Source organism: Pseudomonas syringae group sp. 247E2 (assembly GCF_032587795.1).
GTDB classification, from domain to species: domain Bacteria; phylum Pseudomonadota; class Gammaproteobacteria; order Pseudomonadales; family Pseudomonadaceae; genus Aquipseudomonas; species Aquipseudomonas amygdali.
On sequence record NZ_JAWHPK010000037.1, the window covers coordinates 92,257 to 114,169 of the forward strand.

The following is a 21,913-nucleotide window of genomic DNA, read 5'->3' on the forward strand; positions in this document are numbered from 1 at the left end:
TAGTTAGCTATGCATAAACCACGCCCGTAGTAATGGACACCATTTGCCGGTCAACCCGAGTACCGTCTGTCGACTGAGCGATAATTTTCTACAACCCTCATAAAGCGTCTCGGTGAGTTCGACGACTTCGGGCCCTGGGCCGTTGAGATATTCATGCGAAAAACCGGCAATGTGCTGTATTTGCCGTGCCTTCAAGGCTGTATGACTTGTCAGCGTGTCATCAGAAGTAAACCGTCTTGTTACCCGTAACGCGCTGCGTAATGAGGGCGCTGAGACAGCTGTTCGAGGTAACTTTCCGGTCTGTGTCATCCCTTCTTAACGCAAGTCCGATTTAATCGAGTGTGATCGCGGATGCCTGGTCTTTGATCAGGTCCCGTGCCTCTGCCTTTTAGTCAGGCCCAGCTCGCACCAGTCTGACTCATGGCGCAGCTCGTTCTTTTGCGCGGGCAGCAGTTGTCGCTGTGATTTTTCTGGTGACCAATGGAAGGATAAAGACAATGACCTCCGTCAGCAAAATCACCACTGAAAAGCCAAAAGACCCGTTAGACGCCAAGGCCTGGGAGCAGGCCGTGCAGCAGTCCAGGGATGCCGGTATCCAGTGGGAGTTACCTTCAGATGACAAGCGCTCTGCACGGGAAATCATTGACGACAACCCGTTGCTCAAAAGTCTGGGCGGACGAGGCGACCGTGGCGAAGCCAAACAGAACCTGATCGCTCAGGTGGGCGATTACACCAAGGATTCGAGCGCCGCATTCCGGGCTGTGCAATTGCTTGAACACATTGAGACCTTTGACGCCAATGGTAACCGTCTGGCCAGTAACGACATCGGCAATAATCGCATCGACGGGTATACCAGCAGCAGCGACGCGAAGCATGGCAGCGAAGCGGGTCGTTTGAAGGATTTCGGCAAGTTCGGTTTTTCCAGTCTGAAAGGCAAACTGCATGAGGTGCGATCCCCGGCTGACGACCCTGCCATCCGTGAGCAGGCCGAGAAACTGGGCATTCAGTGGGAGCGACCGAAAGGTGACGAGCGCGACGCGAAGGCCATAATCGACAGTGACCCGTTGTTGAAAAATCTGGGTAACCAGAGTGACGTCAAGGACATGCTCAAGGAGCAGGTCGGCGATTTCGAGCGCGATGCCGACGCAGCCTATCGCGCGACCCAGGTGCTGGCTCACATCGAACAGTTCGATGGCAACGGCGTGCGGATTGTCGGTAGCGATGTAGCGAACGGTAGCATTAACGGTTTCACCAAGAGTGGCGAGGCGAAGAACGGTACTGAAGCCGGTCGCCTGCAGGACTTTGGCAAGGACGGGTTTGCAAGCCTCAAGGGCGAGATGACCAACGTGTCGTCAGTGGGTGACAACAAGGAAGCACGTGAACAGGCCGAGAAACTCGGTTTTTTGTGGGAGTTGCCCAAGGATGACAAGCGTTCGGCCGAAGAGATCATCGACGCTAATCCGTTGTTGAAGAATCTGGGAAATCAGAGCGGCGTCAAGGACATGCTCAAGGAGCGGGTCGGCGATTTCGAAAAAGATTCCAATGCCGCGTTTCGTGCGGCTCAGGTGCTTGACCGAGTGACCCTGTACAACGAGAAGGGCGAGGTTCAGTCGGGTGGCCAGGTGTTCAACAGCAGCATTGATGGCTTCACCAAGGGCGCCGAGGCAAAGCATGGCACCGAGGCCGGACGGTTGCAGGATTTTGGCAAACTGGGCTTCGCCGCGCTGCCCGAGCTGAAAAAGACCGAAGACATCGGTAGTTACAAGGATTTTCTCAAGGCCAACCCTGACGCCGATGAGGCTTCAAGGCAGATCGCCAAATATGCGGCGATCATCGACGAAAATTACGACGCGATCAAAGGCAAGACCGGCTCTTCGGATTTCAACGCTGAAGCACTGACAGCCTACAAAGAGAAAAACCCTCAGTTGAGTGATGAGGTCAAGGAAGCGTTGGACTTCTGGTCGCAACCCGGTGCCTTTGCGTTGCTCGACAATGCGAAGAGTCCCTTGGAGCAGGGCACAGATGGCAAGGCCAGCCGCGGTGACATTCAGGCCTTCATCAAGACGGCTTCGCCGAAGGACGTCGGGGCGGTAGGTACATTGCTGGAAGCCGTTGCCGAAGGCAATCTGCTGGACAAGGTCAACACCGACCCGCTCAACAAGGATGTGTTCGATAACCCGCAAAATTACAGCGCAGAGCAGAAGGCTGCCGTACTTCAGGAACTCAAGGCTGCACAGAGTCTGATCGTGCAGGGCAGCGGTGCCGGGATGTGGAAGGACGACAAATCCAAGGTCCAGATCGCCAACAATGTACGCAGTCATCCCGATGCTCAGAAGCTGCTCGATGATGTCAACAAACATGTAGCGATGCTTGAAAAGGATGCCGCAGTAGTCAAGTTCTATAACGAGAATGCCACCAGCGAGGCAAGCAAGGTGCTGGAGGGCAGCGACGGGCTCAAGCGCGCGCTGCAAAGTACTTACGACAACGATATCAAGACCGGTGCTGCGCTGGACAAGCTGTGGGACGCCAATACCAAGGATGGCAAGACCGACCAGCAGACAGCGCTTGCTCAGTTCTATAGCTCGGCGCAAAGCGTTCAGGGCGCGCTGGGTTTCAGCAAACCGGGCGAAATTCAGGAAGCAGTGCAGAAATCCTCGCATAACAAGGATTTCGAGGCCTTCTATGAAAAATCGCTGGTGTCCGGTGAGCGCCTCAAAGAGCTGTTGAAAACTGAAAGCTTTGAAGTGGCGACCAGCCAGTTCAGCATGGAAGTGGCGATGTACAACGCCGCGCTGAACCCAGAGTTCACGGGTAAATACGACGACAAGCTGACAGAGAACTACACCGCGATTGCTCAGGAGAACGTCTTCAACGATGCCAGCTTCGACGACCTGAAAAAAGCGTTCGGCAAGGAAGGCAGTGAAGCGCTGGATGAGGAGAAGGTCAAGGCACTGATCGATGAGATCAGCAAGAGCAATCCCGAACTGCTGATGAATGCCGATGGCAAACCCGCTACGTCTGACCAGATTCTTGGCGTTTTCAGAGGCAATTGGGATTTGCTGCGTCAGGGCACCAAGTCCATTTCCGAGCTGGGCCTGTTCAGCGATAACTCGTCGATAAAGGCTGCTTCCGGTGCCGGAGTCCTGCATGGCGTCAGCGGCCTGTTCATGGCCGGTATCACCATTGCTAAAGGCGCAAATGGCGCGGGGGCCCTGACTGATCGGCAAATCGTCGACATCACTACCGGTTCGGTACAAAGCGCAACGTTGCTGGTCGAGGGCGGCATCAAAAACGTCACGACCATGTTCAAGGACATCAAGGACGTACTGGAGCCGGACGTTTACAAGGACATCACGACTAACCTGTCGAAATTGGAAAACGCCGCGAAGGGGCTCGGTGGACTTGCCGGTGTGGCTGCGGGTGCTTACGGCATCTTTGATGGAGTGAAGTCGATCAGAAGAGGCGAGCTGGTTGCCGGTGGCATGAGCATCACTGCCGGATCTCTTGGCGCTATGGCAGGTCTGGCATCCGCAGCTGAAGGCGCTGCGGGCGTTCTGCAACTGACGGGCAGCGTGGTCCGTGCCTTGCCGCTGCTCGCTGGCAGCCTTGGCATTGCCGCTGCCGGCGTGGGTGCTCTGGCGCTGCTGATTCCCGGTCTGATCGAGGAAGGCAAGCAGGAAACGCGCGTTGACCGCTTCTCCGATCACCTCAGGGACTACCTGACCCAGTACGAGATCGACGGCGTCGAGAACGGCGATATCTATGATGTGCCGGACAGCGAGTGGCCGGGCCCAGAGGAAACCACGATCGCTTCGTGATGTGAGCAGGCTGGGGTAACCCGGCCTGTTTTTTTATGCGAATCCCTGCCTGCTTCAATCAGTTTTTCATTTCGGCCTCACACATTTCAAACATCTGGAGCCTGATCATGGCGACATTCGCGCTCTGCGAAACACGCCTTTATTGATCATCCAGGTAGACACAATGAACAAGCTGCCCCAGATAACCCTGGCCTTCTGGATCATGAAGATCTGCGCGACCACACTTGGTGAAACAGCGGGCGACTTATTGTCGATGACGCTTGATGTCGGGTATGCGATCAGCTCTCTGATACTGATAAGCCTGTTTGTAGCCACGCTTGTGACACAGCTCGCCGCAAAACGTTATCACCCGATGCTTTACTGGTTGGTCATTCTTTCCACCAGTACTGCAGGCACCACGATGTCGGACTTCATGGACCGGACACTCGGGCTTGGCTACGCAACGGGTTCTGCAATTCTGATTACCCTGCTGATGGCCATTTTTTGCGCGTGGTATGTCAGCGAGAAATCGTTGTCGGTAGACAGAGTCTCGACGCTGAAAGGTGAGCTTTTTTACTGGTTCGCGATTCTCATCTCCAACACGCTGGGCACAGCGCTCGGCGATTATCTGGCCGACGACTCGGGGCTCGGTTTTGCCGGGGGGGCAGTGCTGATCGGTTCTGCGATAGCGTTGGTCGTCGTCCTGCATTTCACTACCAGACTGTCCTCGATCATGCTTTTCTGGATAGCCTTTGTGTTGACGAGGCCATTCGGGGCAACGCTGGGTGATGTGCTGACCAAGCCCTACGAGAAGGGCGGGCTGGATTTCGGCACGATAGGGTCGTCCGCAGTGTTGCTCGCGGTGTTGCTGGTGCTGGTGGTGGTGGCGACTTACCGTGAGCGTAAACCTTCGCCAGCCGATAACAGGCTGATTGAGAGCTGACCCGGTCAGGCCTGAAGCAGTTCGCTCAAGGCCTCATTCAACTGCTCTGCACTGAACGGTTTGGCGACGCAGCGCCGGTCAACCCATACCTCGGGGATGCCCAGTCGCCCATACCCGGAGCAAAACATGAAGGGTATGCCGCGATGGGCAATGGCCGCTGCTATCGGGAACGAGTTACCGCCGATGATATTGATATCCAGAATGGCCAGGTCATAGTCGCCGTTGCGAGCATATTCAATGCCTTCGCCAAGCGAACTGGCGTGGTAGGCGGTAGCGAACCCCAGGTCCTCAAGCATCATTTCCATCAGCATTGCGAGCATTGTCTCGTCCTCGACCAGCAGCACTTTGGGGAGCGAGGTATGGTCGTCTGATTCTGAACTCATAAGCTGCCTTCCGGTTTGTCTGGCCAAGGGATCAGCATCGACCAGATAATGCCTGTGCTGGCGAACTGAATGTCGACCTTGCCTTTGAGTTCTCGTTCGATACTGCGGCGTATCAAGCGAAAGCCAAAGCCTTTTACCGTGCTTTCGGCAATCGGCGGGCCGCCTGTTTCACTCCATTCGATCTTCAGCGTGGGAAGATTGTGCCCGGCATCCAGGGTGGAGATCACCGTCACCTGGCCTGCTGCTGATGAAAGTGCACCATGCTGCACCGCGTTAGCCATCAGTTCGTGCAGAACCATTGAGAGCGTCAATGACACGCGCGGCTCCAGAGTTACCGGATTGCCTGTGAAGCTGATCTTGTGCGCCCCCGCGTTTACCGCTTGAAGTTGCTCGATCAGGTCGACCAGTTCAGTGGATATCCACTCTGCCCGGGCCAGGGCATCATGCGCCTGGCTCAGTGCAAACAGACGTGCATCGAAGCTTTTGCGAAAGGACTCCAGTGAGGCAGAGCTGTTGACCGTGAGAGAGGCGATGGCCTGAACGGTTGCCAGGGTGTTTTTGACCCGATGGTTCAGTTCGTTCTGCAGCCCCGCGCGGGTCAGGCGATCTTCCAGTTGCTGGCGCTCCAGTTTGCTGGAGATCGATTGCGCCAGTCGATGAGTCGTGCCGCTCTGTTTTAAAAACGTCGCCTCGCCAATGACATCCTGCCCCTGATGCATAGGCAGCGTGAAGGAAAATACACTTCCCGAATCGAGTGAGCTTTCGGTCCACAAGCGTCCACCGTGGGCGGTGATAATACCCTGGCATATATAAAGACCCAGGCCGTTGCCTCGCGGGTTGCCTTCCTTGACAGACCAGTAACGCTGGAAAATATAGGGCAAGTGTTCCGCCGGGATACCTATCCCGTCATCACTGACCTTGAACAGGACTTCATTTTCACTGGCGACCGCATTGATGTTGATTCGGCCACCTTTGGGGGTGAACTTAATGGCGTTACCCACTAGGTTGGAAAGCACCTGAAAGATTCGCTCCGGATCCGCATTGATGACCAGACCCTGCGCGGCTGTGCAATTGAGTTCGATATTCTTTTCAGTGGTCAGCATGACCAGAAGGCTGCATGCCTCTTCAAGCAGACTGGTGACACCCAGCGGCAAGCGTGAGAGCTGATAACGGCCTGCTTCAATCTGTGCGGTATCGAGCAAGTCTTCAAGAAGACTGTTCATGCGGGTTGTCGCTTTCTCGATGGTGCCCAGTGCGCGCCGGATGTTGCGGTTTTCAGAGTGTGTATCGCCGATTGCCCATCGCTGCATCATGCCGCACTGCATGATGATGATCGACATCGGGTTGCGCAGGTCATGGGACACCACCGCGACCAGCTCATCGCGCAAACGCACCGCCTCCTGCTCGCGCTGAACCTGGCGCTCCAGGTCGTTCTCCAGCGCTGAGCGGCGTATGTCTTCAGCACCATAAAGATCGCCCCGCGACCAGGGGCTGGCGATGCCTGTGACCTGCTGTTCCCACGCGTCGAAAGACTGTCTCGGGCGCAAGCGGTGGCGTGCGGAGCCTTCCGGGCTGGTACTCACATGGTGGGCCGGGTTTCCGCTCCAGTTCATTGTCGAGGTGAGCTGAGCACGAAACCACATGACCGCGTTATCAATCGGCTTGGGCAATGTAAAGGCAATGACGCCGCTCGCGACATCTCTGTAGGCCGCGCTTTCGGGATACTCCTTGTGCATGGAGTGGGTATGAAAAACACCCAGACCCTGCAAGCCTGTCGTTCGCTGCGTCGACCGCTGGCGTGCCAGCCCTGTGTCCCGAATCCAGAGGTACAGCGCTTGCACCTGCTCGGTCGTAGGGCATACGCCGAACAGGTGAACCCGGTCGTCAATCAGAACCGCGACGCCGTCCGCCAGTGTCAAGGACTGAAGCAGTTCGGGTCGGCTCACCAGGCCGTCGAGGATTTCATGGTCGGCGCGACTCATTGCGTCTGCCAGTTGCCCGAGCAGGACAACTTTCTCTTCCCGTTCGCGCTGAATATCAGTTGCAACAATTGCGGAAATTTTTACCGACAACAGTTGCCCGATCATTGCACAGGCATCGCGCAGCTCTCTGGACACCAGCAGCGGTTCAGGATGCCCACAGGCGATAAGACCCCAAAGTTCGCCGCCGTCCAGCAGCGAGATGCTCATTGATGAGCGCACGCCCATGTTCTTGAGGTATTCGCAGTGAACAGGGGACACGCTACGCAGCGTCGAGAAGCCCAGATCGAGTGGCTGGCCTGTTGCAGGTCGCAGTGTCGGTATCAGGGGGACGGGAACGTAGGTTGCGTCCGGAATCACCCGAATCCAGTTCAAACGATACAGCTCTCGCGCCTGGGCAGGAATATCCGAGCCTGGGAAGTTCAAACCACTGTAACTGGGTAATAGCCCGGTCAACGCCTGGGCAACGACTTTGCCATGCCCCTCGGGCTCGAACCGGTAAATCATCACCCGGTCGTAGCCGGTAAGTGCCTGAATCTCGTGAACACTGATATCGAACAGCGTTTCCAGCGTGGTCGCTGCCTGCAGGTTGCGCAACACACGGGTAATGATTCTGGACTGTTCGTGGCCGGCTTCGACGAAGGGTTCCAGTTCGATAATCAGCACGTCATCGGTACGGTGCAGCGAAGCACTGTAGTGAGCGCTTCCCAGCGTCAGTCGTATCGGATCAATGTGTGGAGCAGCAGGGTGGTGGTACGCATTTTCGATAATCGTCGCCTGCTCGGGCGATAACAGCAATGACAGGGGCCTGCCCAGCAACGCGTCGCTGTCCAGCCCAAGCTCATTTGCGCAATTGGCGCTGACTTGTTCGATACACAGCGGGTTGCCTGCAACGCTCAGCAGCACGCCATGAGGCTGGATTGCGCCGGGCACCCGAATCGGTTCACGGGCACACTCGGCAAGCGCGGCTTCAAGCGCTGCATCTGGGCCTGTAGCCAGCATGGGCTCGATCATTTGCGTGAACTCCATAGGGTATTTCAACCGGAAACAGCCTGCCGCTGCCTTGGTACGACATGCAGTCGTTAAGCACAAAGAGCGATTCGGATAGTTTTTGTCAGCCGCGACAAAACTTTGAGCGACCAACAGCCCGGATGGACAGCGCAAGAAAATGCGAGGTTGCCGCGAAGGTGCGGCGTGGAGACCTGGATAATACAGCTCTGCTGATACAAGCCAGAGAGTGAAGGAGGTGTGCCACCATAACAGGTGCCAAGAGGACGCGTGGCTTTAACTGTTTTTTCGGCCAGAAGGCGCCAATTACAAAAAAGCCCCGCCAGACATTGTCTGGCGGGGCTTTGCTTCAAGCTATGAAAGCCTTAGAGCGCCATGTCACTGGCTGGATTGCTTTTCGCTGGCTGTACAGCAGGTGCAGGTGTTGGAGCATTACCTGTCTTGTTCACCGGCGGCGGTGGAGTCAGTTGCAGGACTTCGGCTGTGTAAGCCCATTCCTCGGCAACGCGATCCGGGTTGTTGTTCAGCTTGGTGCCGTAGCTAGGCACGATCTGGCGCAGCTTTGCCTGCCATTCCGGAGTCGCTACCTTGTCCTTGAAGACTTTCTCAAGCACGCCCAGCATGATCGGCGCTGCAGTCGAAGCACCTGGCGATGCGCCCAGCAGACCGGCGATGGAGCCGTCCTTGGAAGCAACGATTTCGGTACCCAGCTTCAGAACGCCGCCTTTTTCTTCGTCACGCTTGATGATCTGTACGCGCTGACCGGCTTGCATCAGGCGCCAGTCTTCTTTCTTGGCGTTCGGGAAGTACTGCTGCAGAGCAGCGAAGCGATCGTCGTCAGACATCATTACCTGACCTGCCAGGTATTCGATCAGCGGGTACTGTTCGATACCAACGCGAGTCATCGGCCACACGTTATGCGTGGTGGTGCTGGTCAGCAGGTCGAAGTAGGAGCCGTTTTTCAGGAACTTGGTCGAGAAGGTCGCGAACGGACCAAACAGGATCACGCGCTTGCCATCCAGAACACGGGTGTCAAGGTGCGGAACCGACATGGGTGGCGCGCCAGTCGACGCGATACCGTAGGCTTTGCCCATATGCTGCATGGCCAGAGTCTGGTTGTCGGTGACAAGCCACGAACCGCCGACCGGGAAGCCGCCGTATTCCTTGGCTTCAGGAATACCGGATTCCTGCAGAAGGTGCAGGGCAGCACCGCCAGCGCCGATGAACAGGAACTTGGTGTCGGTCTCGGTGACAGTACCGTCTTTCAGGTTCTTGTACTTGACGCGCCAGGTGCCGTCGTCGTTGTGATTGATGTCTTCGACTTCGCTCGACAACTGCAGATTGAAATTCTGCTTGGCTTTCAGATTGGCGACGAACTGGCGGGTGATCTCGCCGAAGTTGACGTCGGTGCCAATCGGGCTCCAGGTCACGGCCAGCTTCTGCGCCGGGTCACGACCTTCCATCATCAATGGAACCCACTTCTTGATCTGCTCGTGGTCTTCGGAGTACTGCATGCCGCTGAACAGCGGGCTGGCCTGCAATGCTGCGTAACGCTTGCGCAGGAACTGGATGTTGTTGTCGCCCCACACGAAGCTCATGTGCGGCGTGGAGTTGATGAACGAACGCGGGTTCTTCAGAACGCCGGTCTTGACCTGCCACGACCAGAACTGACGGGAAATCTGGAACGCTTCGTTGATCTCGATGGCCTTGGAGATATCAACGTTGCCGTTCTTGTCTTCCGGGGTGTAGTTCAGCTCGGCCAGGGCCGAGTGGCCGGTACCGGCGTTGTTCCAGCCGTTGGAGCTTTCTTCGGCCACGCCATCGAGGCGCTCGACCATTTCCATCGACCAGCTCGGCTCCAGCTCGTTGAGCCAGACCGCAAGTGTTGCACTCATGATGCCGCCGCCGACGAGCAATACGTCGACTTTCTTGGTTTCAGCCGCCTGCACGGGCATCAGGCCCATGGAAATGGCCAGACCCAGCAGGGCCGTGTTCACTTTTTTAAACATTCTGTCATCCATCTGATAAACGCCATCCGCCGACTACTCCTGAAGAAACGGCCTGTCACATGCATCGAAGCCTGCGACAAACGCTCGCACCCACAGGGACTAGAGGTGGACATACAAGGCCAATATAATACCGCTCGAGACCTCAATTTATGTCCTGCTGCGCTGACTTCTTATCATCATTGGATTCAGCGTCATGAGTGACATTTGCTCTGTTGGTGTGCGGCGACGCCCGGGAATATCACCCCTCGGCATCCTCCAGAAAACACACCTGGTCAGCCTGTTCACGGAGTCTGAGACGCCGCATCGGGGCATGGAGGCACGCCTGATGTGCAATTTAATGCACGCGTGCTGCGACATTCCCACGGTGGCATACCGGCAAAGACGCGGCATTTTCGCATAATGTGCACCTCGGTTGCGAGATGCCATCATCAAATCGGGCGCGAATGCCTTGATTTAGACGCTTCACAGCCTGCCCCCCATCTATATCGTCGTTTATGCGCGGGTCTTTAGCCGCTTGCCAGAATGTGGCAATCCGCCGGACCCCGTCGCACGCGCACATTTTTAACTGCCGCACGGCATTCATGAGCCAGTTTCACAAGAGTGTGTGGATTTGCCTGGCTAATCAGCATCCCGACCACCTGCTAGTGTCAATACACGACTGTGGTGTGTGGTGGCTGCAATCTCCGGATACAGACGCCCGTCAAACAGTTGGAACTTTACCAGCGCTGGCCAGTTAAACACTTAACCGGTGATAGCGTTTTGGCTCTGATCACCCATGAAAGCCCGATGAAAGATCAAGGCAGCACGCCGTTGAGCAGGAGTACGCCCAGGCGGCTGACCACACAATAACGCCCGACGCTTTACAGCAGCGTCGGCTATTACCGAGTGACCCTGATGAGTGAACCCAAAAAGCACAAGGATTCTGCTGTGGACAGCAGTGCCGTGCAGCCTTCGCGCCGAAACTTTTTGAAGTTCGGTGCTTCCGGCATTGCTGCGGCCACGCTGTCTACCTGGATACCCTCCGACGGCATGCTGCAGGCAGCCCCGGTGGCTCCTGTAATCGAAGACAGTGACGCGCCTGCAGCGGGCGAGCAGCGCATCCAGTTGAAGGTCAATGGCCAGGTTCATACCCTGAACGTGCCGGCCAACGCCGTTCTGCTCGATGTGCTGCGTGACCGCCTGCAACTGACGGGCACCAAAAAAGGCTGCGACCATGGCCAGTGCGGTGCTTGCACGCTGCTGGTCAATGGCGTGGCGATCAATTCCTGCCTTTCCATTGCCGTCCAGCATCAGGGCGACAGCATCACCACCATCGAAGGCCTGGCCGAGAACGGCAAGCTGCACCCGGTACAGGAAGCCTTCTGGGAACACGATGCCTATCAATGCGGTTATTGCACGTCTGGACAGATAATGAGCGCGGTCGCGATTCTCCAGGACCCGAACATCCCTTCCGATGACGCCAGCGTCAGAGAAGCCATGAGCGGCAATATCTGCCGCTGCGGTGCCTACAAGAACATTCTCTCGGCCGTGCAGTCTGCGCGTTCGAAGATGGGAGGAGCTGCCTGATGCGAACGTTCGATTACGCTCGGGCTGCATCGCCCGCGCAGGCATTCAGCACTGCGTCGGGTGAGGGGCAGCGCTTCTATCTGGCAGGTGGCACCACGTTGCTTGATCTGGTCAAGCTGGATGTGATGCAACCGCAGCAACTGGTGGACATCAATCATCTGGCGTTGAAACAGGTCGAGTCGCTGCCCGATGGGCGTCTGCGCATCGGCGCGCTGGTGAGCAACACTGATCTGGCCAGGCATCCACTGGTGCAGCAGCGCTATCCGGTGTTGTCTGAAGCGATTCTGGCAGGTGCTTCGACCCAGTTGCGCAATAAGGCCACCACCGCTGGCAATGTCATGCAGCGGGTGCGCTGCCCGTATTTCCGCGATGGTATTTCAGCCTGCAACAAGCGCCAGCCGGGCTCCGGTTGTGCAGCTATCGGCGGCATGAACCGCAGTGTGCATGCGGTGCTGGGCACCAGCGATCACTGCATTGCAACGCATCCTTCGGACATGTGCGTCGGCATGGCGGCCATCGGCGGGCAGGTAACCGTTCAGGGGGCCAATGGCTCGCGAGATATTCCTTTTGCCGACTTTCATCTGCTGCCCGGTGATACGCCGCAGCGTGAAACTGCGCTGGCGGCCCACGAGCTGATCACCCACGTGACGCTGGATGCACCGCTGGCAGGTGGTCGTTCTTCTTATCTCAAGCTGCGCGACCGTACCTCTTACCAGTTTGCCCTGGCGTCCAGTGCAGTGATTCTGGTGATGGACGGCAAGCGAATCACCGATGCGCGTATCGCGCTGGGTGGCGTGGGTACCAAGCCGTGGCGGGCCGTGGAGGCTGAACGTGCACTGATCGGTCAGCGTGCTGACATGGACACCTTTGCGCGGGTCGCAGCGCTGGCGATGAAGGGCTCCCGGGCCTATGAACATAACGCCTTCAAGATCCCGCTGGGTCAGCAGGTCATTGTCCGCAATCTTCGTGACCTCACGGCCTAGGAATCTCTCATGAGCGAAAACATCATTGGTGTGCCGCAGCGTCGTATCGACGGCGGCAAGAAAGTCAGTGGTCAGGCGCGCTATGCCGCAGACCATCCGATGGGCAAGATGCTGTATGCCTATGGCGTCTACAGCACCATCGCCAACGGGCGCGTGGTTGCCGTAAAGGATCAGCAGGCCAAGGCGATGCCTGGCGTTGTCGATATCTTCCATCATGGCAATTTTCCTGCTTTGCACCGTACTCCGAACACCAAGCTGAGCTTCGCCAAGATGCTTTCGGCCAGCAAGGCGGACGAGCATCGCCTGCCGTTTGAAGATGACCGTATCTATTACCCTGGCCAGTTTGTCGCTCTGGTGGTAGCCGAAAGCTTCGAGCAGGCGAGGGCGGCTGCCCACCGCGTGACGGTCGAGTATGACGAACGCCCGTCGGTCAAAGACCTTGACGAAGGCATGCGGGTCAATGGTGCCCGTGATGGCGGTGCCGGGCACAACCGGGGTAAGCCGGACAGCGCGTTTGACAGTGCAAAAGTCAAAGTCGATCAGACTTACACCACGCCGGTTGAAGTGCATAACCCGATGGAGATGCACGCCAGCACGGCGTGGTGGCAGGACGGTAAGCTGTTTGTTTACGAAAGCACTCAGGGCGTGGTCAACCACCGCAACCTGCTGGCCAACGTTTTCGACCTTTCGCCCGACCGCGTTGAAGTGCGCGCACCGTTCATAGGCTCGGGCTTTGGCGGCAAGCTGTGGCCATGGCCGCACTCCGTGGCAGCCTGCGCCGCGGCCAGGGTTACCGGTCGCCCGGTGCAACTGGTGTTGCCACGCGCGCAGATGTTTACCACCGTGGGCCATCGTCCGGAGACCCGCCAGCGCTTGCGTCTGGCCACCGATGCCAGCGGCAAGCTGGTGTCGATCCGTCACGAATCGTTCAACAACACGTCGATGCTGGATGATTACACCGAAAACTGCGGTGGCGTGACCAAAAGCCTGTATGCCTGCGACAACGTGCTGGTCAGCCATAAGATCAGCTCCATCAACCGGGGTACGCCGACTTCCATGCGCGCGCCGGGTGCGGCACCAGGACTGTTTGCGTTGGAGTCGGCCATTGATGAGATGGCGTTGGCCAGTGGCATGGACCCGCTGGCATTTCGCAAGCTGAACCTGGCCGACAAGGATCAGAGCGTCGGCTTGCCGTGGTCCAGCAATCACCTGCCGGAAGCTATCGACAAAGCCGCCGAGCGATTCGGCTGGCACGCGCGCAAGGCCGATATCGGCTCGATGCGTGAAGGTGATGAAATCATTGGTTACGGCATGGGTGCCTGTAACTGGGAAGCCTATCAGGTGCCCACCGATGCGCGGGTCATCCTGCGTTCCGACGGTACGGCACTGGCCCAATGTGGCTTGCAGGACATTGGCACCGGCACATACACCATCGTGGCGCAGACTGTCAGCCAGTTGACCGGCATTCCCGTTGAGCGTGTTGAAGTGGAGCTGGGCAGTTCGTCATTTCCGGCCGGCCCCGTTTCCGGTGGTTCATGGGTGACCGCCAGCGTAATGCCGGCGATTGCCGGGGCCACGCGTGAAGCGTTGCAGAAGCTGCGCCAGTACGCTGTCAGCAAGGATGCGGTGTTCGCCGGGCAGGACGCCGAGTCGATCAAGGTCGAAAACGGGCAACTGGTGATCGGCGAACAGCGCGCCAGCTTTGTCGACGTGCTGAAGGGGCAGCGCCTGTCGCGCGCTGAGGGTAATTTTCAAAGCGGCATGCCGGAGGCGGGCAAGTATTCCTTCCGCTCGTTCGGTGTGCATTTCGTCGAAGTGCGCTGGGATCCGGGCATTTCCAGCCTGCGCGTCTCGCGGGTGGTCAGTGCCATTGACGTGGGCAAAGTGGTCAACCCGCTGGCAGCACGCAATCAGGTGGAAGGCGCAATCGTGATGGGCATCGGCATGGCGTTGTTCGAAGCCGGTGAATATGACCCGCGCAGTGGCATGCCGGTCAATAACAACTATGCCGAGTACGTCGTGCCGGTGCATGCGGATCAGCCGGATATCGACGTCTTGCTGCTCGATTATCCGGACTACAACCTGGGTGAGTTCGGTGCGCGGGGTATCGGCGAAATCGGTGTGACCGGGCTTGCAGCTGCCGTGGCCAATGCGGTGTATCACGCGACCGGCAAACGGGTGCGCAGTCTGCCGATCAGCAAGGAAAAACTGATGGCGGGGTTGTAGCAATGAAACAGCTCGATTTGCAGGTGGTGCAACAGGCTCGTGACTGGCTGGCTGGCGGCAAAGCCGTCTGGCTATGCACGGTTCTCTCTACGTTCGGCTCGGCCCCACGCGGGCCCGGGGCGATGCTGGTGGCGTTGAGCAGCGGTGAGCATCGCGGTTCCCTGTCTGGCGGCTGTGTGGAGGAGGACTTTCTCGAACGGGTCGCTGCAGGGCAGTTTCAGCCGGTCAATCAGGTCGTTCGCTACGGCGACGGCGGCTTCGCACCAACGCGGGCCCTGCCGTGCGGTGGTGTGCTGGATGTATTGATCGAGTTCATTGCACCGAGTCCGCAAGCGGATGCACATCTGGGGGCTATCGAGCAGGCGCTTGCCGGACGCGAGCTGGTCAGCAGGCACGTGCAGTTGGGCGGTGGGCAGAGAGAAATCGGACCTGCAACGATGGGCGAGGCGCGGGTGCAGGTGGACGGCGAACGCATCAGCATTCGTATGGGGGCGGTGTATCGCGTGCTGCTTGCCGGGCTATCGCCGGTGGCGGAGTTCTGCGCCAGTTTTGCCGTCGCGATGGGCTATGAAGTCATCGTCTGTGACCCGCGTGTCGAGGTCACCTCAGGGTTTTCGATGCCGGGTGTCGAGGTGCGCGGTGTATTGCCTGCGGTGTTCATTGCCGAAGGTGGCTGTCACAGTTCGACGGCGGTACTGGCGTTGACCCATGATCCGAAACTGGACGATCTGAGCATGCTTGAAGCCGTACGCACTGAGGCGTTCTACATAGGCGCGATGGGTTCGATGCGCACCAGCAGCAAACGTCTGGAGCGTCTGGGCCGGATCGGCGGGCTGGATGCCAGGGTGCTGGAGAGAATCCATGCCCCCATCGGCCTGAACCTGGGCAGCAAGACGCCTTCCGAAATCGCCATTGCGGTGATGGCTGACATCCTGCGCGTGGCCAACGGTGTCAGTCGTGCCGAGGTTTAAGGTATTGCGAACAGGCTTGCGCCAGCGCTGACGGAGTGTCGGCGTCGCGCAGAATGCCTGGGTCATCGCAATTCAGTACGTCACACACCTCCGGGTTGTTCATGATCAGGGCTTTAGCGCCCTGATCGCCTTCCAGCGTCAGCAGTGTCGGCCAGAACTGCCGACCAATGATCACCGGATGGCCGCGCTGGCCGCCATGCATTGGCACGGCAATGCGCTGAGGATTGGCCATTGCGGCCAAGTCACGCAGGGTCTGCGGCTTTATCCAGGGCATATCTGCAAGCAGAATGGCGACGGCCTCGGCAGCGGATTCCATTAAGGCGGCAATGCCGCTGGCGAGACTGTGGCCCATACCCAGGTCGGCATGTTCGCTGCGGATGATTGTTACGTGTGCGGGAATACCCAGTGCTTCAGCGTCATCGTCGGTACGCAGTACCAGCCCCACGTAGCCGAATTCGTTTCCAGTGTTTTCAAGGCTTGCGGTCAGCAAGGTACGTCCACAGGGCAATGCTGCCTGTCGTTTATCGCCACCAAAACGCCTGCTTCGGCCTGCCGCCAGTACCAGGGCGAACACTTTGGGGTTCTGGCTGTCTATGCTGCTCAATCCGATGCCTTATGAGTCGTGAGAGGGTTCGCGTGCAGCCACACCATGCGGTACGGCTGGCGTACGCAGAATGCCTTATTTCGCTGCTCTGCCGGTAGCGGTACGAATCATGTTTTCGAGGGTTTCAAGTGGACAATCACATTCGTCCTGTCGAGTTGGAAAAAGCCTACCGTCTGCTCAATCACGGCCCGACGGTGCTGGTGTCCTCCAGTCATGAAGGCACTCACAACGTCATGTCTGCAGCATGGGCCTGCGCGCTGGATTTTTCGCCGCCCAAGGTGACGCTGGTGATCGACAAGATGACCAAAACCCGCGGGCTGGTGGAGAAGAGCGGTTATTTTGCGTTGCAGGTGCCCAATCTGGATCAATTGCAGATGACCTTCGACGTCGGCACCCAGAGCAAGGTCTTCACCCCGGACAAGCTTGATAAAGCCAATGTCGACCTGTTTCTGATTGAAGATCATGTCACGCCGCTGGTTGTCGGTTGCTCTGCCTGGCTGATCTGCAAGGTCATTCCGGAGCCGCACAATCAACAGACCTACGACCTGTTCATTGGCGAAGTCATCGGCGCCTGGGCTGACACCCGTGTGTTCAACGACGGGCACTGGGAATTCGAAAAGGCCGACCCGAAATGGCGCAGCCTTCATTACGTGGCGGGCGGGCATTTCTATACGATTGGTGAGCCTGCGGTGGTGGAAACGGGCGAGGAGTAATCGCCCTGGACGCTTGGAAGACTGGACGCAGAGCGTCCAGAACGGCATGCCGACGCAGAGCGTCGCACGATAGTTGAAGTTCACGCACCCAGAGGGTCTTGTGGGAGCGAGCTTGCTCGCAAAGAGATCAGCATGACCGCCAAAGATTTATGCTGATGTGAGTCCGCCTTCGCGAGCAAGCTCGCTCCCACTGGGACATGTGTACTGGTGTTTTCCAACCCTCAGTGCCGATCGCGCCATACGGTCTGTGCATTGCAGAACTCGCGTACACCGAAGTGCGAGAGTTCACGGCCAAAGCCGCTTTTCTTCACGCCGCCAAACGTCACGCGCGGGTCTGAAGCGCTGTAGCCGTTGATGAACACACCACCGGTTTCCAGTTCTTCGGTCATGCGCTCTGCCAGTTGCAGATCACGTGTGTAGACCGTCGCGGTCAGGCCGAACTCGCTGTCATTGGCCAGCTCCAGAGCGTGCTGCGCGTCGCGGGCGGTAATGATCGATGCTACCGGGCCGAACAGCTCCTGCCTGAAGGAAGTCATCTGGTCGGTCACGTCGCCCAGTACGGTCGGCTCGTAGTAGTTGCCTTGGCCATCAGCCTTCTTGCCGCCCAGCAACAGTTTCGCGCCTTCGGCAAGGGTGTCCTGAACCTGAGCATCCAGTTCATCGCGCAGATCGAAGCGTGCCATCGGACCAATGTAGGTCTCGCCGGACAACGGATCGCCGATCACCAACTGGCGAGTCTGCTCAACGAACCTGCGCGTGAACTCCTCGACCACACCTTGCTCGATGATCAAACGCTTGGCCGCTGCACAGACCTGCCCGGTGTTCTGGAAACGACCGATGACAGCCGCTTTCACAGCCTGATCGAGGTCCGCGTCATTGAGCACGATGAACGGGTCGGAACCGCCCAGCTCCAGCACGCACTTCTTCAGTGCCGCACCGGCCTGAGCACCAATGGCCTGGCCAGCGCGAACACTGCCGGTCAGCGTGACGGCCGCAATGCGTGGGTCGGCAATGGCCTTCGAGACGCCCTCGGCAGCCACGTTGATGACTTCAAACACGCCCTGCGGGAAACCGGCGCGCTTGAAAGCTTCCAGCATCAGGTATGCGCAACCCATGACGTTGGGTGCATGCTTGAGCACGTAGGTATTGCCTGCCAGCAATGTCGGAATTGCGCCGCGCAATACTTGCCAGATCGGGAAATTCCACGGCATCACCGCAAGAACAGGGCCCAGCGGACGGTACTCGATGCGTGCCTTGTCATGCTCGACCTGAGTCGCCTCGGCCATCAGCATTGCCGGGCCTTGCGCTGCATACCAATCGCATAACTGCGCGCATTTCTCGACTTCGCCTCTGGCCTGCGTCACAGGCTTGCCCATTTCCCGGCTGATCATCTGGGCAATGTTTTCGGCGTCGTCGCGCAGGGCCTGGCCCATGGCGATGATCAGTTGCGCACGTTGCTGGACAGGCGTGCGCTTCCAGCCTGCAAAGCCGGCCGTCGCACGCGACAGGCTGCGATCCAGCATGGCGGCGGATTCGAAGGCGTAGTGGCCGATCTGTTCGCCTGAGGCGGGGTTGATCGAGATTGCGTGGGTGTTGCTGGTGACAGTAGTCATTGCGCCATCCTGTTGAGGTGGGAAGTGGGACCAGAATATAGGCGTGCAATGCTTTCTAAAACTGAATAATAATGATCGCATCGTTCATGATTGGAGAATGAAATGGATCTGGTTCAGCTGGAGATGTTCAAGGCGGTGGCTGAACACGGCAGCATCAGCGCTGCTGCGCAGCATATTCATCGCGTGCCCTCGAACCTGACGACGCGTATCAAACAGCTGGAGCAGGATCTGGGCGTCGACCTGTTCATTCGCGAAAAACACCGTTTGCGACTGTCGCCTGCCGGCTGGAATTTTCTCGATTACACGCGGCGCATACTGGACCTGGTACAGGAAGCGCGGCTGGCGGTTTCTGGCGAAGAACCACAAGGGCCTTTTTCACTGGGCTCGCTGGAAAGCACGGCGGCCGTGAGGATTCCTGCGTTGCTGGCGGTCTACAACCAGCAAAACGCCAAGGTTGAACTGGACCTGTCCACCGGGCCGTCCGGCACCATGATCGACGGTGTGCTTGCCGGGCGCCTGGTTGCTGCGTTTGTCGACGGGCCGGTGCTGCATCCATCACTTGAGGGTGTGCCGGTATTCGAAGAGGAAATGGTCATCATCGCGCCACTCAACCACGCGCCGGTCAAGCGCGGGCGGGATGTGAGCGGTGAAAGCATCTACGCGTTTCGTGCCAACTGCTCGTACCGGCACCACTTCGAACGCTGGTTTACCGAGGACGCCGCAGTACCGGGCAAGATCCACGAAATGGAGTCTTATCACGGCATGCTGGCCTGCGTCAGCGCCGGTGCCGGGTTGGCGCTGATGCCACGCAGCATGCTGGAAAGCATGCCCGGTTGTGCCACGGTCAGTGTCTGGCCGTTGTCCGAAAAGTTTCGTTACCTGCACACCTGGCTGATCTGGCGTCGAGGCACCGTATCGCGCAGCCTGACCCGCTTCGTGGAGTTGCTGGAAGAACAGGCCAGACCGCCGCAAGCCGGATGAGGTAACGTCAGCACTTACTGCGCGGCAGATACCCGTCCGGCAATCGCTGCACCCACTTCCTGGGTCGAACGCTTGCCGCCCAGGTCCGGTGTGACGTCGCCACTGGCAATCACTTGCTCGATAGCGGTGATGATCTCGTCATGAGCCGCTGTGAAGCGTTCATCGCCCTGGCCGAGGAATTCCAGCATCAGCGCGCCGGACCAGATCATCGCAATCGGGTTGGCGATGTTCTTGCCGAAGATGTCGGGCGCCGAGCCGTGCACCGGTTCGAACAGCGAGGGGAAATTACGCTCCGGGTTGAGGTTGGCCGACGGCGCAATGCCGATGGTGCCAGCGCACGCCGGGCCGAGGTCGCTGAGGATGTCACCGAACAGGTTGGATGCCACCACCACGTCGAAGCGCTCGGGTTGCAGCACGAAGCGCGCGCACAGAATATCGATGTGTTGCTTGTCCCAGCTGATGTCCGGGTACTGACTGGCCATCGCCTCGGTACGCTTGTCCCAATAGGGCATGCTGATCGCCATGCCGTTGGATTTGGTCGCGGACGTCACGTGCTTGCGCTCGCGTTTGCTGGCCATCTCGAAAGCGAACTTGAGAATACGGTCGACACCGCGACGGGTGAACACAGATTCCTGCAACACGAACTCGTTTTCGGTGTTTTCAAACATGATCCCGCCCAGCGACGAGTATTCACCTTCGGTGTTTTCCCGCACCACGATGAAATCAATGTCGCCCGGTTCACGATTGGCCAGCGGGCAGGGCACGCCGGGAAACAGGCGCACCGGACGGATGTTGGCGTACTGATCGAACTCGCGGCGAAACTTGAGCAATGAGCCCCAGAGAGAGATGTGGTCTGGCACTTTTTCCGGCCAGCCCACGGCACCGAAAAAGATCGAGTCGAAGCCTTTGAGCTGTTCAAACCAGTCGTCCGGCATCATCTTGCCGTGCTTCAGGTAGTAATCGCAGCTGGCCCATTCGAAGTATTCGAACTCCAGCTCCAGACCGTGCTTCGCGGCGGCAGCCTGAACCACGCGTACGCCTTCGGGTAGTACTTCAAGGCCGATGCCGTCACCGGCGATGGCAGCAATACGCAGTTTCTTGTTGTTCATGTCGGGCACTCTTGTCGGACGGCTTGTCAGGGATGAGTCACACAGGCCATCCATGCTATAAGCACACGATATAAAGATAATCAGTCGATTAATGGATTGAGAAAAAACGAATCGTGAATTATCCAAGCCTTGATGACCTGAACGTGTTCATCCACGTTGCTCGACGCTCGAGCTTCGTGGGTGCTGCCAATGAGCTGGGCATGTCCGCTGCTTATGTCAGCAAGCGGGTCAAACTGCTGGAGCAGAATATGGGCGTGGTGTTGTTGCACCGCTCAACGCGGCAAGTGTCGATTACCGAAGACGGCGAGCGAGTCTATGAGTGGGCTAAAGACATTCTGGAATCGGTGCAGCAGATGGGCGACGAAGTTGCCGCGCTGCACGGCGAGCCCAGTGGCTTGCTGCGAGTGGTCAGCAGCCAGGGCTTCGGTCGCCGTTTCGTAGCGCCTGCCTTGTCGGAGCTGGCGGCGCTTTATCCGAAGCTGGATATACGTCTGGATATTCAGGACCGGCTGGTCGACCTGATCGAGGAGGGCGTCGACCTGGACATCCGCGTCGGCAACGAAATTGCCCCGCACCTGCGTGCAAGACACCTGGCCAGCAACTGGCGCGTGTTGTGCGCGAGCCCCGCTTATCTGAAAGATCATGGGGTGCCATTGAGTATCGGTGAGCTGGCCAACCACGATTGCCTGGTGATCAAGGAGCGCGACCGTCCGTTCGGCATATGGCATCTCAATGGGCCGCAAGGCGCTGAAACCGTCAAGGTAACCGGCAGCCTGTCCACCAACCACGGCGAAATCGCCCGCCAGTGGTGCCTGGACGGGCGCGGTGTGTTGCTGCGTTCGCTCTGGGATGTGCGCACTGACCTGGCCGAGGGTCGGCTGGTTCAGATGCTGCCGGAATACCGTCAGGATGCAGACATCTGGGCGGTGCATACCTCGCCGCTGATGAGTTCGGCCAAGGTCCGCGTCACGGTGGAGTTTCTGCGTGACTACCTCGCCTTGCATCCCTCACCGGCAAACCGCTGACCC

The 21,913-nt window shown here is 58.2% G+C and carries 15 protein-coding genes; 9 read left to right on the top strand and 6 right to left on the bottom strand.

The window, feature by feature from the left end; translation table 11 throughout:
• The first annotated feature begins 497 nt into the window (after nt 1-497).
• Both RYC18_RS25230 and RYC18_RS25235 read left to right on the top strand, forming a co-directional pair.
• On the top strand, nt 498-3,818 hold the full coding sequence (locus RYC18_RS25230; RefSeq protein ID WP_316886990.1) for a type III effector HrpK domain-containing protein: 3,321 nt from the start codon (nt 498-500) through the stop codon (nt 3,816-3,818).
• 163 nt (nt 3,819-3,981) lie between these two features.
• Nucleotides 3,982-4,740 (top strand): membrane protein, encoded by a 759-nt coding sequence (locus tag RYC18_RS25235; RefSeq protein WP_031595582.1) that lies wholly within the window; start codon nt 3,982-3,984, stop codon nt 4,738-4,740.
• A gap of 5 nt (nt 4,741-4,745) precedes the next feature.
• On the opposite strand, the gene RYC18_RS25240 is transcribed toward RYC18_RS25235, so the two are convergent.
• The 3 genes from RYC18_RS25240 to mqo all read right to left on the bottom strand — a co-directional run bounded on the left by RYC18_RS25240 (nt 4,746) and on the right by mqo (nt 10,119).
• Entirely contained in the window at nt 4,746-5,123 is a 378-nt protein-coding gene (locus RYC18_RS25240; RefSeq protein WP_002553587.1) for a response regulator, read from the bottom strand.
• Nucleotides 5,120-8,116, bottom strand: coding sequence for an ATP-binding protein (locus RYC18_RS25245; RefSeq protein WP_029241017.1), 2,997 nt, complete (start codon nt 8,114-8,116; stop codon nt 5,120-5,122). Before RYC18_RS25245 ends, RYC18_RS25240 begins: the two co-directional genes overlap by 4 nt.
• Before the next feature lie 359 nt (nt 8,117-8,475).
• Nucleotides 8,476-10,119, bottom strand: coding sequence for a malate dehydrogenase (quinone) (gene mqo, locus RYC18_RS25250; protein ID WP_316886991.1), 1,644 nt, complete (start codon nt 10,117-10,119; stop codon nt 8,476-8,478).
• 894 nt (nt 10,120-11,013) lie between these two features.
• Here mqo and RYC18_RS25255 point away from each other — a divergent pair.
• The 4 genes from RYC18_RS25255 to RYC18_RS25270 are packed head-to-tail and all read left to right on the top strand — an operon-like array spanning nt 11,014 to nt 15,865.
• Nucleotides 11,014-11,685, top strand: a complete 672-nt coding sequence (locus RYC18_RS25255; protein WP_005777646.1) for a (2Fe-2S)-binding protein — start codon at nt 11,014-11,016, stop codon at nt 11,683-11,685.
• Nucleotides 11,685-12,668: an FAD binding domain-containing protein gene (locus RYC18_RS25260; RefSeq protein WP_005777643.1), complete on the top strand. Its 984-nt coding sequence runs from the start codon at nt 11,685-11,687 to the stop codon at nt 12,666-12,668. Before RYC18_RS25255 ends, RYC18_RS25260 begins: the two co-directional genes overlap by 1 nt.
• A 9-nt stretch (nt 12,669-12,677) precedes the next feature.
• Complete coding sequence (locus tag RYC18_RS25265; RefSeq protein ID WP_316886992.1) at nt 12,678-14,894, top strand: xanthine dehydrogenase family protein molybdopterin-binding subunit; 2,217 nt, start codon at nt 12,678-12,680, stop codon at nt 14,892-14,894.
• A 2-nt stretch (nt 14,895-14,896) separates the two neighbouring features.
• Entirely contained in the window at nt 14,897-15,865 is a 969-nt protein-coding gene (locus tag RYC18_RS25270; RefSeq protein WP_004658156.1) for an XdhC family protein, read from the top strand.
• On the opposite strand, the gene RYC18_RS25275 is transcribed toward RYC18_RS25270, so the two are convergent.
• Nucleotides 15,846-16,469 carry an NTP transferase domain-containing protein gene (locus RYC18_RS25275; protein WP_005777640.1) on the bottom strand — a complete coding sequence of 208 codons (624 nt, stop codon included), beginning with the start codon at nt 16,467-16,469 and terminating at the stop codon, nt 15,846-15,848. The two genes, RYC18_RS25270 and RYC18_RS25275, sit on opposite strands and share 20 nt — an antisense overlap.
• A 128-nt stretch (nt 16,470-16,597) precedes the next feature.
• Here RYC18_RS25275 and RYC18_RS25280 point away from each other — a divergent pair, with 128 nt between their 5' ends.
• Nucleotides 16,598-17,182 carry a flavin reductase family protein gene (locus tag RYC18_RS25280; RefSeq protein ID WP_005777639.1) on the top strand — a complete coding sequence of 195 codons (585 nt, stop codon included), beginning with the start codon at nt 16,598-16,600 and terminating at the stop codon, nt 17,180-17,182.
• 221 nt (nt 17,183-17,403) lie between these two features.
• Here RYC18_RS25280 and RYC18_RS25285 read toward each other — a convergent pair whose 3' ends face one another.
• Nucleotides 17,404-18,795 (bottom strand): aldehyde dehydrogenase family protein, encoded by a 1,392-nt coding sequence (locus RYC18_RS25285; RefSeq protein WP_316886993.1) that lies wholly within the window; start codon nt 18,793-18,795, stop codon nt 17,404-17,406.
• 102 nt (nt 18,796-18,897) lie between these two features.
• Between RYC18_RS25285 and ptrR the strand changes: the two genes are divergently transcribed.
• Entirely contained in the window at nt 18,898-19,776 is an 879-nt protein-coding gene (gene ptrR / locus RYC18_RS25290; protein ID WP_004658151.1) for a putrescine utilization regulator PtrR, read from the top strand.
• A gap of 14 nt (nt 19,777-19,790) precedes the next feature.
• Here the strand turns inward: ptrR and RYC18_RS25295 are convergent, their stop codons facing one another.
• Nucleotides 19,791-20,885, bottom strand: coding sequence for a tartrate dehydrogenase (locus RYC18_RS25295; protein WP_057403997.1), 1,095 nt, complete (start codon nt 20,883-20,885; stop codon nt 19,791-19,793).
• Between the two features lie 113 nt (nt 20,886-20,998).
• Here RYC18_RS25295 and RYC18_RS25300 point away from each other — a divergent pair, with 113 nt between their 5' ends.
• A complete protein-coding gene (locus tag RYC18_RS25300) occupies nt 20,999-21,910 on the top strand; it encodes a LysR substrate-binding domain-containing protein (protein ID WP_316886994.1) in 912 nt (303 codons plus the stop codon).
• Nucleotides 21,911-21,913 lie beyond the last annotated feature (3 nt).